Origin of the sequence: Mycobacterium sp. IS-3022, from assembly GCF_001500065.1 — a bacterium.
Lineage (GTDB): Bacteria > Actinomycetota > Actinomycetes > Mycobacteriales > Mycobacteriaceae > Mycobacterium.
The window spans coordinates 46,349-60,906 of the sequence record NZ_LQIN01000023.1 but is presented as its reverse complement, the minus strand read 5'-3'; the positions used below and the strand labels follow the sequence as shown (position 1 = coordinate 60,906).

Here is a 14,558-nt window from a genome sequence, read left to right as displayed (position 1 = left end):
GAATCATCGCGGCCCCGCCTCGTAGATCAGCTCCTGCCATGACTTCGGGCTCTGCACCAGATCGATTTGGCGGCCGACGTTTCCGTCCGGTGTCGCGTACCGGCCGGTCTGCGGATCGTAGTGCGCGATGGCGACGGACGGACCCTCCGCCGGACCGGTGGTGACAGAACTCGGCGTCGCAGGCACCGCCCCTGGCGGAGCCGCCGACCCCTCGGTCGGCTGCGGGCCCTGCGCCGACGGCCCGTGTGGAGTCCCAGGCTGCGGCGCAGACGCGTTGGCACCCCGCTGGTCCACCTCCCGCGTCACCAGGGGCGGGATGGCGTTCGGCGGCAGCGACGGCATCTGTGCACCGGGCGCCAGCGGCGGAGGCGGGATCGGCGGCAGCGGACCTCGCGGGATGGCACCGGGCGGAAGTGGCGTGCCCTCGAGCGGGGCGAAGAGGTTCTCGTCGGCGCTGACTCGATCGTCGGGAAGCACGCCCTGTGCGATGAGGTTCGGATCGATGGGATACGGGCCCACCGTGTGTTGGCGCATCGCGAGTGGCTCATAGGGTTTGTCGCTGTAGCACTGCTCGACGGTCGGTGCCCGCTTACCGGGAACCCCCATACACGGCGCATTGCGCGCACCGCGCACGACGATCGGCGAGTCCTGCGGCAGCTTGCAATACAGCCCGTCCGGCGTGTCGACCGTGGTCTGGTCGTCGGGGCTACGCCACTGCGAGGGCGGCAGGAATCCGACGGTACACGGATTGGGGTCGGCCATCTGAATACGGAAGTCGCCCAGGGCGATACCGGTGGAGTTGTTCTGGGGAGCGGACGACTGCACGTTTGCCATGAACGGCGGTAACAGCACGAGCACCTGTTCGAGCGAGGGCCGATAAGTCACTGCCACCTGACCGAAGGTGGTCATGTTGGCCAACAGCACCGGCAGGGTCGGCTTGATCTGCTCGAGCAGTCCCGAGACCTCGTTCGCGGCGGCGGGGCCCTCCTCCAGCAGTGTGCGGATCTGCGGGTCGTCGGCCACCACCTGCCCGGTGATACCGGCAAGGCTGGAGGCCCACAGGCGAAGGGCGTCGGTCGAGCGTGCCTGCGAATCCAGCAGGGGCACCGAGTCTTCGGCCAACCTCGCCGAGCGGGAGGCGTCCTTGTTGAGGGCCTCCGAGAGCGTGGCCGACGAATCCACCAGGGAACCCATGTCGAAACCGGCGCCGCTGAACGCCCTGTACGATTCGTCGATCAACTCCGTCAAGCGGCCCTTGGGAATGCTCGCGATCAAGGTGTTCACCTGCTCCAGCATCGGGCTCACCGGCTGCGGAATCGTGGTGTCGGCCATCGGGATCACCGATCCGTCTTCCAGATACGGTGGAGAGTCGGTGCGCGGAAGCAGTTCGACGTACTGCTCGCCGACGGCCGACACACTGCGCACTTCGGCCTGCAGATCGGCCGGGATCCTGGGTGACGTGTCGAGCCGCAGCGTCGCGGTGGCCCGGCTGCGGGACACGTCCATCTCGGTCACCTTGCCGACCTGCACACCGCGATAGGTGACGTTGGCGAATCGGTAGAGACCGCCGGACGAGGGCAACTCCAGTGTGACGGTGATCTTCCCGATGCCCAGCAGGGTGGGCACCTGCATGTAGGCGAACACCATCGCGACCACGCCGATGATCGACGCGATCGAGAAGATCACGAGCTGGATGCGCACCATCCGCGGCAGCATCAGCCACCACCCGCCGGTTCCCACGGCGCGGGTGCAGCGTTGGGGATCGGACCGAAGGGCGGCGAGGTACCAACGCCTAGAGGGAATTTGGTGTAGTACGCGTCATATCCGGGGTCACCTGGCGCGGGGATCAACGATGCACGGTCCTGTCCGAGGGCGGTGCCAAGGAGCAATCCACGCTTGAGCCGCGCATTCGTCCAGTCGACGGTGACGAAGAGGTTCACGTAATCCCCGCGCACCGCGCGGTCGATCAAGTTCTGGGTCAACGGGAATGTCGGCAGCCACGCCAGCGCCGTGTCGATCTCAGCGCCCACGTCGGCGAGTGCGCGCAGCGTCGGCTCCAAGTTCTGCAGATTCGTGACGAGGTCGGCCTGCGTGTCGTTGATCAAGCCGGACACCGTATCGCTGAACTGCCCCAACCGATTCAGTGCGGTGGTGAAGTTGGGTCGTTCCCGGATCAGCACGTCGAGCGCGGGCGGGATCTTGTCGAGCGCCCGGGTGAGCACCTGCTGTTCATCGCCCAACCGCTGCGAGAATCTGTTCAGCTCGTCGATGGTGGCGATGATGTTGTCGCGCTGTTGGTAGAGGGTCCCGACGAAGGTGTCCAGTCGGGCGATCAGGTCGCGCACGGTTCCCTGGCGTCCCGACAGCGCGGTGTTGAAATTGGCGATGATGTCGCCGATCTGGCCCAGTCCCCCGCCGTTGACCACCGCCGCCAGTGACGACAGCGTCTGTTCCGTCGACGGGTAGATCGACGTCTTGTCGAGACCGATGGTGGCGCCCGGACGGAGCCTGCCACTCGGCTTTTCACCCGGCGGCGGGTCCAGCGCCACGTGCATGGAGCCCAGCAGGCTGGTCTGGCCGACCGTCGCGACGGCATTGGCGGGCACCGCGACGTCGGGCTTGACCGAGATCTCGAGGTCGATGTGCCAGCCGTGCAACGTCATCCTGCCCACGCTGCCGACCACGACGTCGTCGATCATCACGGGCGAATTCGACTCCAGCGTACCGATGTTGGCGAGTTCGACTTGGTAGACGTCGGCGTCCGGCCCTCTGCCCACCGCCCCCGGCAGCGGCAGCGAGTTCACCCCTTGGAACGAGCACCCGGTGAGCGTCAGCAGCAGGGTCAGCCCGGCGGCCACCGTACGACGGCCGATCATGACGGTCCTCCGCCGTGTGGAACCGGGGGCGCCGCGGTCGGCTGTGCCGGCGAGTTCGACGGCGCCGGAGGCGCCTGCGGGTTGGACCGCTCCGCGGGCAGCAGCATGTCCTGTAGGGTCGGCGGACCGGGTGATGCGGGTACAGCGAGTGGTGCGGGCGGGATGGCCGGCGGTGGCGGAGGCGCCCCCCAGCCCGGAGGCGGCGGTACGTCGCCGACCCCGGTGTAGGCCGACACCGCGGGCGGTGGTTCCGGCTGATCGTCGGGCGGCCCGCCGGCGCCGGGCATCAACTCCGGTTCCGAATACCGCAGCATGTACGGCGGTGGGTTCGACGTCAGAAACAGGCTGAACGGGAACGGCACGTTGTTGATGCTTGCCGTGCGCAGGCCGGGCCCGAGGTACTGCGCGCACAGTTTCCCGGTGGTCGGCGAGGTGACGTTTTGCAGCGCTCCGATCATGCCGCAGAAGGCCCACACCGGATTCGACAAATTGTTCAACACGAACACGCCGCTGGCAGCCCCGGTGCGGGGGTCGAACATGTTGACCGCGTTGGCAATCGAGTGCGGCGCTATGTGCAGGACGTTTTCCAACGCCATGCGGTTTTCGACGAGGTTCTGGGTGACGTTGGCCAGTCGTTGGATCTGTTCGGTGGTCTGGTCGCGCGTACCTCGGATGAATCGGGTGGTCTCGCCGACGACGTCGGACAGGTTCCTCAACGCGGCGTCGAGATCGGATCGGCTGTCGTCGACGACGCTGGTCAACGTCGCAAACCTGTCCTGGAACTGCACGATCTGCTCGTTGCTGTCCCGCAGCGCGGTGACGAACGCCTGCAGGTGGTTGATGGTGTCGACGATGTTGCCGCTCCCGTCGGCGAGTATGCGACCGACGCCGGACAGCTGCGCGAGCGTTTGACGCAGTTTGTCGCCGTTGCCGTCGAGCGCGTTGGCCGCGCTGTCGATGAACCGCCCGACCGACCCGGTCGACATGTCCTCCGCGGGCCCCAGGTCGGTAGCCAGGCGCATCAGCTGCTCTTTGACTTCGTTCCACTCGACCGGAACGGCCGTGCGCTCCAACGGTATAACGGCCCCGTCGGACATCACCGGACCCGACTCGTAGGCAGGCGTCAGCTGGACGTACCGCGCCGAGACCAGGTTCTGGGCGACGATCACCGCCTTGGCATCGGCCGGCACCTTGACGCCGTGGTCGACGGCCAGCCTCATCTCCGCCTCGGTGCCGACCGGTTTGATCGACTCGATCGAACCCACCTTGACACCCGCGATCCTCACCTCGTCACCGGGATATATCGCGGTGGCGGTGGTGAAGTGAGCGGTGATGGTCGTGGGCCGGAACACGGTCTGCCGGATCAGGACCACGACCCCACCGACGAGGGCCACGGTTAACGCGGCCGCGAGCGCGCGCTTGACCCAGATGTTGTTCATCGTCCCGGCCCCCACTGCTCGTGAGGCATCGGAATTCCGTTGTAAGGAAACGGAAGCTCGGCGCGCGGGCCGGCGTTGTCGGGTGGCTGACCGGCGTTGACCCCACGCCGGAATCCGAACGCGTAATCGAAGAACGGCTGGAAAATCTGGCCGAAGAAGATGTTGGGGACGTAGGCCTGGTAGTACGGGCCGTTACCGATCGTCTCGCCCAACGTGATCTGGAACTTCGCCAGTCCGGGAAGCGCCTTGGCGATGTTGTCGCGATTCTTCTCCAGGACCTCGGTCACGCCGTTGAGCTTCTCCAACGTGGGGGCGAGCTCCTTCTCGTTGTCGGCGATGAGACCGGACAGCTGCTGGGACAGCGCCGATGTGTGCGCGAGCAGTTCGACGATGGCGTAGCGCCGTGCCGACAACACCGACACCAGGTCGTTGGCGTTGAGGATCAGCGTGTTCACCTGCTGGCTGCGGTCCGACAGGATCTCGGTGACATCGGCGCCGTTTTCGAGCAAGTCCCCCAGCGTTTCGTCACGGTCGTTGATCGCCTTCGATAGCCGGGTCAGCCCGTCGAACGCGGGGCCCAGTTGCGGCGCCACCTGGTCCAGGGTCGCCGACAAGGTGTCCAACGACTGGTTCAACGACGCGGTGTCGGTGCCCGCGGTATTGCTCGTCAGCTCACTGACCGCCTCGGTCAGCGAGTACGGGGACGCGGTGCGCGACACGGGAATCACGTCCATCGGATGCAGCGAGCCCTCGCCCTTGGACTCCAGGGTCACGACGCGCTCGCCCAGCAGGGTGCCCGTGCGGATGTGTGCAGTGGTGGCCGATCCCAACGACACCGAGCCGTCGACCACCATCGTCACCAGTGCGTTGCGACCTTCCAGCGCGACGCTGGAGACGGTGCCCACCTTGATTCCCGAGATCGTCACGTCGTTGCCCACTGCCAGCCCGCCGGCGTCGGCGAACTGCGCCTGATACCTCACCGCGGTCGCCCATGACACCAGCCGTTCCGGCGCGAGTCCGACGGCGATGACGAGGACGATCAGCACCACGCCAAGGATTCCGGCGCGGATGAGTTGTCTGCCACGGTATTTCAGCATCAGGGCTCGGCACACCTCCCGGTTTCCTGTTTGAGCCATGGGAAGACGGCAGTGCGGCCCTGCAGGTCGGTCACCCGCCACTTGAGTTCGCAGATGTAGTAGTTGAAGAAGCTTCCGTACGACCCCGTGCGGATCAGCTTGCGGTAGTTCTCGGGTGCCTTCTGCAGACTCGTGTCGAGCCGGTCCTTCTGGAAGTCGAGGTTGGTGGCCAGCCGGGCGAGTTCGTCGACGGTACCGGCCAGCGGTGCGCGCGCATCGCTGAGGAGGTCGGCGATTGATGCCGATCCGTTGTTCAACGATTCGATCGCGTTGCCGATCGGATCACGTTCGGCCGCAAGCTCGGTGACGAGCCTTTCCAGACGGTCGATCGTGCCCGAGAACTTGTCGCCTTCGCGATTCAGGGTGGCAAGCAGCGTGCGCAGATTGTCGATGAGCGCCTGGATCGTCTGGTTGTGGTCTGCGAGCGCCGTGGTGAAGCCGGAGGTGTTGTTCAGCAGCGACTGCAGGGTGCCGCCCTGCCCCTGGAAGATCTGGATCAGGGACGCCGACAGCGCGTTGACGTCTTCCGGATTCAATCCTCGGATAACGGGTTTGAGGCCGCCGAGCAGCAGGTCGAGGTCGAGCGCGCCCTGGGTCCGCTCCAACGGGATTTCCGAGTCGGGTGACAGCGGCGTCCCGTCCGGTCCCTCGATCAGTTCCAGGTACCGGTCCCCGACCAGGTTCAGGTACCGCACCGCCGCCCGTGTGCCCGTGGTCATGCGTACATTCGGGTCGGCGTCGAATCTGACGAGCACCGTCTTGTCCGGCCGAAGCTTGACGCTGTTGACCGTGCCCACCCGCATCCCGGCCACCCGCACGGACTGGCCCGCCTTCAGACGGGAAGCGTCGGCGAACACCGCCGAATAGTCCTTCGTGCTCCCGGTTTGGTACTGGCCGAAGATGAAGAACAGCGACGCGGTCAGCAACGCCATCACGACCGCGAATATCCCGAACTTGACCAGGGTCGGCCGCAGCGAACGCCTCATCCGGGCATCCCGATCTGTGCTGTATTGCGGGGCGGCCCAGCGGTTTCGGTGTCGGGAAACATGATCTGTTTGATGATGTCGGCGTTGAGGACGATGCCCGGGTAGGTGCGTCGCCACGGATTGGTTCCGGTGTCGGCCACGACATACGGTGCGGCGGTTTCGAACGGCAGCTTCGGCAGTCCGGTGCACTGCGGACCGCCCTCGGCGCCGGCCTTGGGCAGGTCCAAGGGATAGCGGTACCGCTCCTGGGCCCACAGGAAGCCGGCCAGCACCTCGACGCCCGGCGCTTTCAACGGTGGCAAGTGGGACGACTCGACCATGCCGGCCAACACACACCACAGCGCCTGGTTGTACTCGTTGGTCAACGCGGTGGTCGGGACCAGCAGCCGCACGACTTCGGTCAGCGACGGGCGGTTCTGACCGATCACCTCGTTGCCGACGTCGGCAAGGCCGATCACGCTGACCAGCGCCGCGTCCAGATCGTCTTGTTTGTCGACGATGGAGTCGCTGATACGTGCCGCGTTGTCAGCGATCACCACGAAATCCCCTGTGGCGTCCGCGTATGCACGCAGCACGTCCGGAGCGAGTTCCAGATCGCGATTGAGCGCAGGCAGGCTGGGTTCGAGCGTCGCGAGGTAGGAATCCAGATCGGAGAGCATCTGGCCGAACTTCTGCCCGCGACCGGACACGGCTTGCGCGATCGCGCCGAGGGTGGCGTTGAGCTTCGCCGGCTCGATCGTGGACAACACCGAGGTCAGTTGCTCGAAGACGGTGTTCACTTCCACCATCACATGCTGGGCCTCGATCACTTGACCAGCGCGCAGCGATTGGGGTGACGGATCGTCGGGGAAGACGAATTGGACTTGTTTGGCGCCGAACACCGTTGGCGCCGCGATGTCGACGAGCGCGTTCGCCGGGATCGCTTCGAGCCGCCCGGGATCCATCGCAAGGTGAATCGCCGCTTCGCCGCTCGGCAATGCTTCGATCGATGCGACTCGGCCGACCTGGACACCGCGAACTTCAACCTTCGCATCCGGATTCATCACCAGACCGGCCCGTTGCGAGAGGACGGTGACCGGCACGGTGTCAGAGAACCCGCCCCGAAACAGGTTTGCCGCCAACACGAACACCGCCACGGCCAAAGCGATGGACAACAGACCGACGAATGGACGCAGCAGATGTTGACTCACCGAGCGCCCCCGCGTTCGCGCCCGAGGCGCTCAGAACGGCACCCCGCTGCGCGATATGACAAGCCCGTTTTCCCTTTAGCGTGCGTATGACGACGGTGCAGGACTTTACGCCGGAACATAAGTTTGGGTCAATCGCTCCCGAGTGGAGGTGGTCAACGCCTGGACTGCCCTGACTCCTTCCGTGGCCGCGAACCGCTGAAGAATGTTTGCTGCGCAAGCATGCCATACACTTCGACACTGCTCAAGACCGAAAAATGCGACATCATCATGTTTTCTGTCTCACGCGTGCAACGCTATCGCCCGGCGCGTCAACGCCCACGGGTATCAGGGCATAGCGGAACAAGAATTAGGCTCGATTGACAACAACCGCGAGTTGCGAGTCTCGAGCCGTCCGACCCGCGCGTCCCAATGATCATGCCGCGAGGACGCACCGCGGCAGAGGTAAATGGCAATTTTTATGACAATAGAGACCGTCAGTATCAAAAGCCGCCGATCGTCAGTTGGGCCCAAGCGCGACAAGTGTTGTCGCGCACGTCAAAAGCCCGTTCGGAAGGAGACCGTCGAAGCGCCGCTACTCGGGCAGGCGCAGTTCTGGCTTTTCGACCTCTTCGATATTGACGTCTTTGAAAGTGATTACGCGCACCTGCTTGACGAAGCGCGCGGGTCGATACATGTCCCACACCCAGGCATCGGCCAGCCGCAGCTCGAAGTAGACCTCGCCCTCGGAGTTACGCGGCACCACCTCGACGCTGTTGGCGAGATAAAACCGCCGCTCGGTCTCCACCACATAACTGAACTGACCGACGATGTCCTTGTATTCGCGGTAGAGCGAGAGCTCCATCTCGGTTTCATACTTCTCGAGATCTTCGGCACTCATCAGCTCAGCTGTCCTTCATGTTGGTCACGGCGCCCTCACTGGCCCTATTGTCCCCTACCCCACTTCGCCGCGCTGATCCGGTGCGCAGTCCTCGACGAGCTCGGTGACGACCCTGATGCCACCGGCCGTTGCCACCCGGCGCACGTTGATGAACGAGTACCGATGCTGCGCGCATGGCCCCAGCTCCGCGAGTGCCGCGCCGTGGGCGGGGGTGCTGTAGCCCTTGTGATCGGCGAATCCGTAGCCCGGGTGCTCGGCCTCCATCTTGACCATCAACCGGTCGCGGCTCACCTTGGCCAGCACACTGGCCGCCGCTATACAGGCCGCGGCCGCGTCGCCGCCGACCACGGGTAGCGAGGGTGCCGGCAGGCCGGGCACGCGGAACCCATCGGAGAGCACGTAACCGGGCCGCACCGACAAACCCGCCACCGCACGGCGCATGCCCTCGATGTTGGCCACGTGCACGCCGCGGCGGTCCACTTCCGCAGCGGGGATGAACACCACGTGATAGGCCAGCGCGTACCGGCGGATCAGCGGGAACAGCCGCTCGCGTTCCTTCTCGTTGAGTTTCTTCGAGTCATCGAGGGCCGCCAGGCTTTCGAGCCGGTTAGGACCGAGCACGCAGGCCGCCACCACGAGCGGGCCAGCGCACGCGCCGCGACCCACCTCGTCGACGCCGGCGACCGGCCCCAGGCCGCTGCGATACAGCGCCGATTCCAGAGTGCGCAGGCCCGAGGATTTGCGGATCACCGTGCGCGGTGGCCATGTCGCCGGCAAGAACACCCTCTCCTATGCGTCCTACTGCGTCTTGGCGGTCACGTCTGCGGGTTCACGCTGCCCACGCCGCCCCACCGTGACGGCGGCCAGGCGATGAACCGTGCTTTCCCGATCACATTGTCCACCGGGACGGTGCCGGCCATCGGGTCGCCCGTGCACAGCACACCCTTCTGGACGTCGGCCGGAATGTTGGAGCAGTGCGCGCGCGAATCGGCTGAGTGCGTGCGGTTGTCGCCCATCACCCACAGCCGGTCCTCGGGCACCTTCACGGGCCCGAACTCGCTGCCCAGACACGGGTAGACGGCAGGGTCGGCCCGCATCGTCTCGGCGTCCAGGTACGGCTCGTCGAGCCGCTCGCCGTCGACGGTCAGTCCCGTCGCGGCGCGGCATGCCACGGTCTGACCGCCCACCGCGATGACCCGCTTGACGAGGTCGTTCTCGTCCGGCGGAACGAAGCCGATGAACGACAGCGCGTTCTGCACCCATCGCACGGCGGTGTTGTCCGAGCGGATCGACCGGTAGTTGATGTTCCAGTTCGGCGGACCCTTGAACACGACCACGTCGCCGGGTTCGGGCGAGGAGAACCGATAGGTCAGCTTGTCCACCATGATCCGGTCGCCGGTGCAGCCCGCGCACCCGTGCAGGGTGGGTTCCATCGACTCGGACGGAATCAGGTAGGGCCGCGCGACGAACGTCAGCATGACGTAGTAGAGGACCAGCGCGATCGTGATGAGGATCGCGAATTCGCGCAGCGCGCCGCCCTTCTTCTTCTCGGGCTTTTGCGCGCCGCGTTCTGAAGCGGTGTCCTCGGGCGGGCGCTCGGCTGACGACTCGTCGGACTTCGGGGAACCGGTCACCGCATCAGGGTAGCCAGCGCGGTGCTCGGCACCGCGCGGCTCGCGCTGCAAGGATCAGACCCTCATGCCGACGGCCGACCCGCAAGTCAGCGCTTTTCCTTGATCTTCGCCTTCTTGCCGCGCAGCTCGCGCAGGTAGTACAGCTTGGCGCGACGGACGTCGCCGCGGGTCACGACGTCGATGTGATCGATGTTGGGTGAATGCACCGGGAAGGTTCGCTCCACGCCGACGCCGTAGCTCTCCTTGCGTACCGTGAACGTCTCCCGGACACCGCCGCCCTGGCGACGCAGAACCACGCCCTTGAAGACCTGGATGCGCTCCTTGGAGCCCTCGATGACCTTGACGTGCACGTTGACCGTGTCGCCGGGGCCGAAGTCCGGGATGTCGTCGCGCAGCGATGTCCGATCGACGAAGTCCAGGGTGTTCATCGGTGACACTTCCTTGCGGTTGGCGGCTGCGGGCGCTGCCGTCACGATGGACGTCGTGACATAAGACTGCCGAGCCGATCTGATCTGGCGTATCGGGGTGTATCTCGCAGCGGGCGGAACTTGGCCGTTCCCGGGTCCTGCACAGACAACTGCTCAATTGTGCCAGATGGGGGCGATCCGGAGAAATCGAGCGGCATCGGTGCCCCGACGAGAGAGCGTTTGCCTGCGTAGGCGGTGCGGATCCGAACCGGTTAGGCTGGCTTCACGGGGCTGATCGCTGGTGATGACCCTGAGATTCCTCGTCCACCGCACCGTGAGGAGGGCCATGCGACGTCGGCCGTCCAGGCTGGTGAGGGTGGCCGCAACCATCGTCATCGCGGTACCGGTCGTCGCGGGTTGTGAGGCCAAGGTGTACGGGAATCCGCCCGAACGAGCCGCGCCGTATGCGACCGTCGTCGTTCCGCAGGGCACACGGGCACCGCTGCCAGAGGCCCCACCCGACGAGCCCGTCGCATCGTTCTCCGGCCTGCAGTTCCGGGTGCAGCGGGCCACCGCCGCCGCCGCCGAGGCCGGCGCCGACATCTCGGTCACGGTCCTTGACCGCAACACCGGCCAACTCATCTCGAATGGGAACAACGAGGCGATGCCCATCGCCTCGGTGGTCAAGCTGTTCATCGCCGACGATCTGCTGCTGCAGGTGTCGCGGGGGAAGGCCGAACTCTCCCCCGACGACCGGCGGGCGTTCGCAGCAATGTTGCGTTCCTCGGACGACAGCGCGGCCGAGGTGTTCTGGAATCGCTTCGGCGGCAGCGTGATCGTGTCGCGGGTCATCGCGCGGTACGGCCTGAAGGCGACGAGCACCCCCTACAACGGGCGGTGGTTCAACACGTTGAGCACAACCGGTGATCTCGTTCGCTACTACGACAAGCTGCTCTCGGGTAGCGGCGGCTTGCCTGAAGGCAAAGCCGACATCATCCTGTCGAACCTGGCGGCGTCCACGCCGACGGCCCCCGACGGCACCGTGCCCGGTGGCGTCTACCCGCAGCGGTTCGGCATCCCCGAAGGCCTCTACGCCGACCGGGTGGCAGTCAAGCAGGGCTGGTTCTGCTGCTGGAACGGTGGCAACTGGGTGCACTGGTCCACCGGAGCGGTCGGCGGTGACCGTCGGTATGTGATGGCGATCGCCTCCATGCAGCCCACCGACGACGTGACCGCGCGCAACACGATCACCGAAGCGGTCAAGACCATTTTCCCCGGCGGGCGCATCTAGTCGGTGCGGTCGAGTAGCTCCGGTCTGCGTTGCCGGGTGCGCTGCAATCCTTGTTCTCGCCGCCACGCCGCGACCTTCGCATGGTCGCCCGACAACAGGACATCGGGCACATCGAGGCCGCGCCAGCTCGGCGGCCGGGTATAGCTCGGCGCCTCCAGCACTCCGTGCGAGTGCGAATCATCTTGGTGTGACGCGGGGTTGCCGAGCACACCGGGCAGTAACCGGACGATCGCCTCGATCATCACCAGCGCGGCCGATTCCCCGCCCGGTAGCACGTAGTCGCCGATCGACACCTCCGCGACGCGCATGCGGCGCGCCGCATCCTCGACGACCCGTTGATCGATCCCCTCGTACCGGCCGCACGCGAACACGACATGCTTCTCACCGGCCCATGCCTGTGCGTCGGCCTGCCGAAACAGCCGCCCGGCCGGCGTGGGCACCACGAGAAGCGTTTTGTCCGAACAGATCTCGTCGAGCGCATCGCCCCACACGGGGGCCTTCATCACCATTCCCGGCCCGCCGCCGTAGGGGGCGTCGTCGACCGAATGATGCACATCATGGGTCCAGCGGCGCAGGTCATGCACGGCAAGCTCCACGATGCCCGATTCGATCGCCTTGCCGGGCAACGACTGTCGTAGCGGGTCGAGGTAGGCCGGGAATATCGTCACGACATCTATGCGCACGGTCAGATCTCCAGCAGGCCCTCGGGGGGATCGATCTCGATGAGCTGCTCGGTCAGCGAAACCGACGTCACGATCGCGCTGACGAACGGGACCAGCACCTCGCGTTCCGCGCTGCGCACCGCGAGCAGTTCACCCGCTGCGGTGTGCAACACCTCCGCCACGGTACCGATGTCATCGCCGGCCGCCGTGCGCACGTGCAAACCTTCCAGCTGATGGTCGTAGTACTCGTCGGGGTCGTCGATGGGCGGGAGCTCTCGCGAATCGACGATGAACAACGTGCCGCGCAGCGCGTCGGCGGCGTCCCGGTCCGCCACGCCGTTCAACCGCACCAGCAGTCGACCGCCGTGCGCGCGCGCTGACTCGACGACGTAATCGCGTTCCGCTCCACCCTTGGTGGGCCGGCCACGAAGTGACGCGCCGGGAGCGAAGCGCGCTTCGGGATCGTCGGTGCGGACGTCGACCACCACCTCACCGGTGATGCCGTGCGCTTTGACGACGCGCCCGACAACGAGGTCCATGTCGGATTACTGGTCGGTGTCCACCACGTCGACGCGGATACCGCGACCGCCGATACCGGCGACCAGCGTGCGAAGCGCGGTCGCGGTGCGTCCACCTCGCCCGATCACCTTGCCGAGGTCGTCGGGATGCACATGCACCTCGACGGTGCGTCCGCGCCGGTTGGTCACCATGTCGACGCGAACGTCGTCGGGGTTGTCGACGATCCCACGGACCAGGTGTTCGACGGCGTCGACGACGACAGAACTCACGGCCGGGCTCAGCTCTCGCGGGTGCTGGCGTCGGCGCCTTCGGCGGCCGCTTCGGACTCGTCCTTGGCGCCCGACGGATCGGCCGTCGCCTCGGCCTCGACGGCCTTCTGATCGGCCTCGTCGCCGGCCTTTTCGGCAGCCTTCTTGGCGGGCGCCTTCTTCTTCTTGGGCTGGGTGGCCTCGGTACTCGGGCCGCCCTCGGCCTCGGCCAACGCCGCGTTGAACAGGTCGAGCTTGCTGGGCTTGGGCTCCTTGACCTTCAGCGTGCCCTCGGCGCCGGGCAGACCCTTGAACTTCTGCCAGTCACCGGTGATCTTCAGCAGCGCGAGCACGGGTTCGGTGGGCTGGGCGCCGACGCCGAGCCAGTACTGGGCCCGCTCCGAGTCGATCTCGATGAGGCTGGGCTCTTCCTTCGGGTGATACCGGCCGATGACCTCGATCGCCCGGCCCTGACGGCGGGTGCGCGCGTCGGCGACGGCGATGCGGTACTGGGGGTTGCGGATCTTGCCAAGCCGGGTGAGCTTGATCTTTACAGCCATGGTTGTGCTACTTCTCCTGTGATTGCCACGCTGCAATTCAGCGATCGAGACGGGTTGCCTCGGCCCGGTTTTGCCTTGCGTGTGTGACCGCCGCAGAGCCGGAGTCCCGCGGTAGACAGCCGCCCATTCTGCCAGAACCGGTCCTACCGGCAAAAATCCGGCGTTGTCGGCCCGGAGCGTCCTTGTTGCAGCGTTAACGGGTTGATTCCACGCATCAGAGGTGGGGGCAATCAACCCGTCAAGGCCTCCGACGGCGGCATGGCGGCCGCCTTCCCGGTCCGGGCGCTCAGAGCAGCTTGTCGAAGCACTTCTCCTCGACGCGTCTGCTCATTCGCCAACCGTCGGCGGTGCGCACGAACTCGTCGACGTACCAGATCCCGACGAAGTAGATCTGGCCCTCCCCGCCCATCACCATCGGGTTGAAGCAGACGGCGCGCGAGGACGCGGTGTCGCCGGCCGGATCGTAGGAGATGCGTACGTCGACGTTGCCCAGCATGTGGTAGTACGCCGGAAAGTTCGGCAGCACCTCCTTGAGCCAAGCCTTCACCTCCGGGTAGTGGCCGTCGATGCCTCCGGTGACGCGGTAGTCGATGTAGGCGTCGGCGGTGAACACCCGGTCGAGGTCGTCGAATCGCTTCTGATCGATCGCCGTGGAGTAGTCGATCAGCAGTTGCTGTATTTCCAAGCGATCCGAAATCTCCTCGAGGCTCAACATGCGTCGATTGAACACGAC

At 65.8% G+C, this 14,558-nt stretch carries 16 protein-coding genes; 1 reads left to right on the top strand and 15 read right to left on the bottom strand.

Translation table 11 applies throughout. From position 1 onward, the window contains the following. Positions 1 to 3: 3 nt before the first annotated feature. The 10 genes from AU188_RS14565 to rplS form a co-directional block, all read right to left on the bottom strand. Entirely contained in the window at positions 4 to 1,716 is a 1,713-nt protein-coding gene (locus tag AU188_RS14565) for an MCE family protein (RefSeq protein ID WP_059164742.1), read from the bottom strand. Continuing rightward, complete coding sequence (locus AU188_RS14560) at positions 1,716 to 2,876, bottom strand: MCE family protein (protein WP_059164408.1); 1,161 nt, start codon at positions 2,874 to 2,876, stop codon at positions 1,716 to 1,718. The genes AU188_RS14565 and AU188_RS14560 overlap by 1 nt, the downstream gene beginning before the upstream one ends. Beyond that, positions 2,873 to 4,315: an MCE family protein gene (locus AU188_RS14555; protein ID WP_059164741.1), complete on the bottom strand. Its 1,443-nt coding sequence runs from the start codon at positions 4,313 to 4,315 to the stop codon at positions 2,873 to 2,875. The genes AU188_RS14560 and AU188_RS14555 overlap by 4 nt, the downstream gene beginning before the upstream one ends. Further along, on the bottom strand, positions 4,312 to 5,412 hold the full coding sequence (locus AU188_RS14550) for an MCE family protein (protein WP_059164407.1): 1,101 nt from the start codon (positions 5,410 to 5,412) through the stop codon (positions 4,312 to 4,314). The genes AU188_RS14555 and AU188_RS14550 overlap by 4 nt, the downstream gene beginning before the upstream one ends. Then, the gene (locus AU188_RS14545; RefSeq protein ID WP_059164406.1) at positions 5,412 to 6,437 is read right to left on the bottom strand and encodes an MCE family protein; all 1,026 of its coding nucleotides are present in this window, start codon (positions 6,435 to 6,437) and stop codon (positions 5,412 to 5,414) included. The genes AU188_RS14550 and AU188_RS14545 overlap by 1 nt, the downstream gene beginning before the upstream one ends. Then, positions 6,434 to 7,627 carry an MCE family protein gene (locus tag AU188_RS14540; protein ID WP_502687616.1) on the bottom strand — a complete coding sequence of 398 codons (1,194 nt, stop codon included), beginning with the start codon at positions 7,625 to 7,627 and terminating at the stop codon, positions 6,434 to 6,436. The genes AU188_RS14545 and AU188_RS14540 overlap by 4 nt, the downstream gene beginning before the upstream one ends. A gap of 571 nt (positions 7,628 to 8,198) precedes the next feature. Further along, positions 8,199 to 8,504: a DUF2469 domain-containing protein gene (locus tag AU188_RS14535; protein ID WP_059099649.1), complete on the bottom strand. Its 306-nt coding sequence runs from the start codon at positions 8,502 to 8,504 to the stop codon at positions 8,199 to 8,201. A gap of 54 nt (positions 8,505 to 8,558) precedes the next feature. Next, the gene (locus tag AU188_RS14530; RefSeq protein ID WP_059164739.1) at positions 8,559 to 9,281 is read right to left on the bottom strand and encodes a ribonuclease HII; all 723 of its coding nucleotides are present in this window, start codon (positions 9,279 to 9,281) and stop codon (positions 8,559 to 8,561) included. Positions 9,282 to 9,319: 38 nt separating this feature from the next. Next, a complete protein-coding gene (gene lepB, locus AU188_RS14525) occupies positions 9,320 to 10,138 on the bottom strand; it encodes a signal peptidase I (RefSeq protein ID WP_082686662.1) in 819 nt (272 codons plus the stop codon). Between the two features lie 86 nt (positions 10,139 to 10,224). Next, positions 10,225 to 10,566, bottom strand: coding sequence for a 50S ribosomal protein L19 (gene rplS, locus AU188_RS14520; RefSeq protein ID WP_059164738.1), 342 nt, complete (start codon positions 10,564 to 10,566; stop codon positions 10,225 to 10,227). Positions 10,567 to 10,891: 325 nt separating this feature from the next. Here rplS and AU188_RS14515 point away from each other — a divergent pair, with 325 nt between their 5' ends. After that, entirely contained in the window at positions 10,892 to 11,836 is a 945-nt protein-coding gene (locus tag AU188_RS14515) for a serine hydrolase (protein ID WP_059164404.1), read from the top strand. On the opposite strand, the gene trmD is transcribed toward AU188_RS14515, so the two are convergent. The 5 genes from trmD to AU188_RS14490 all read right to left on the bottom strand — a co-directional run bounded on the left by trmD (position 11,833) and on the right by AU188_RS14490 (position 14,540). Next, positions 11,833 to 12,519, bottom strand: coding sequence for a tRNA (guanosine(37)-N1)-methyltransferase TrmD (gene trmD, locus AU188_RS14510; protein ID WP_059164403.1), 687 nt, complete (start codon positions 12,517 to 12,519; stop codon positions 11,833 to 11,835). The genes AU188_RS14515 and trmD overlap by 4 nt on opposite strands. Before the next feature lie 2 nt (positions 12,520 to 12,521). Further along, entirely contained in the window at positions 12,522 to 13,037 is a 516-nt protein-coding gene (gene rimM, locus AU188_RS14505) for a ribosome maturation factor RimM (protein ID WP_059164402.1), read from the bottom strand. Between the two features lie 6 nt (positions 13,038 to 13,043). Next, positions 13,044 to 13,286, bottom strand: coding sequence for an RNA-binding protein (locus AU188_RS14500; protein ID WP_003928628.1), 243 nt, complete (start codon positions 13,284 to 13,286; stop codon positions 13,044 to 13,046). A gap of 8 nt (positions 13,287 to 13,294) precedes the next feature. Then, entirely contained in the window at positions 13,295 to 13,825 is a 531-nt protein-coding gene (gene rpsP / locus AU188_RS14495) for a 30S ribosomal protein S16 (protein ID WP_059099644.1), read from the bottom strand. A 286-nt stretch (positions 13,826 to 14,111) separates the two neighbouring features. Next, a complete protein-coding gene (locus tag AU188_RS14490; protein ID WP_059164401.1) occupies positions 14,112 to 14,540 on the bottom strand; it encodes a nuclear transport factor 2 family protein in 429 nt (142 codons plus the stop codon). Positions 14,541 to 14,558: the final 18 nt, after the last annotated feature.

Excerpts from the sequence above, each read along its gene's own strand:
- AU188_RS14515 (WP_059164404.1), top strand. The coding sequence starts at position 10,892 with ATGCGACGTCGGCCGTCCAGGCTGGTGAGGGTGGCCGCAACCATCGTC.
- rplS (WP_059164738.1), bottom strand. The coding sequence starts at position 10,566 with ATGAACACCCTGGACTTCGTCGATCGGACATCGCTGCGCGACGACATC.
- AU188_RS14490 (WP_059164401.1), bottom strand. The coding sequence starts at position 14,540 with ATGTTGAGCCTCGAGGAGATTTCGGATCGCTTGGAAATACAGCAACTG.
- AU188_RS14535 (WP_059099649.1), bottom strand. The coding sequence starts at position 8,504 with ATGAGTGCCGAAGATCTCGAGAAGTATGAAACCGAGATGGAGCTCTCG.
- rimM (WP_059164402.1), bottom strand. The coding sequence starts at position 13,037 with ATGGACCTCGTTGTCGGGCGCGTCGTCAAAGCGCACGGCATCACCGGT.
- AU188_RS14565 (WP_059164742.1), bottom strand. The coding sequence starts at position 1,716 with ATGCTGCCGCGGATGGTGCGCATCCAGCTCGTGATCTTCTCGATCGCG.
- AU188_RS14555 (WP_059164741.1), bottom strand. The coding sequence starts at position 4,315 with ATGAACAACATCTGGGTCAAGCGCGCGCTCGCGGCCGCGTTAACCGTG.
- rpsP (WP_059099644.1), bottom strand. The coding sequence starts at position 13,825 with ATGGCTGTAAAGATCAAGCTCACCCGGCTTGGCAAGATCCGCAACCCC.
- AU188_RS14545 (WP_059164406.1), bottom strand. The coding sequence starts at position 6,437 with ATGAGGCGTTCGCTGCGGCCGACCCTGGTCAAGTTCGGGATATTCGCG.
- AU188_RS14550 (WP_059164407.1), bottom strand. The coding sequence starts at position 5,412 with ATGCTGAAATACCGTGGCAGACAACTCATCCGCGCCGGAATCCTTGGC.
- AU188_RS14560 (WP_059164408.1), bottom strand. The coding sequence starts at position 2,876 with ATGATCGGCCGTCGTACGGTGGCCGCCGGGCTGACCCTGCTGCTGACG.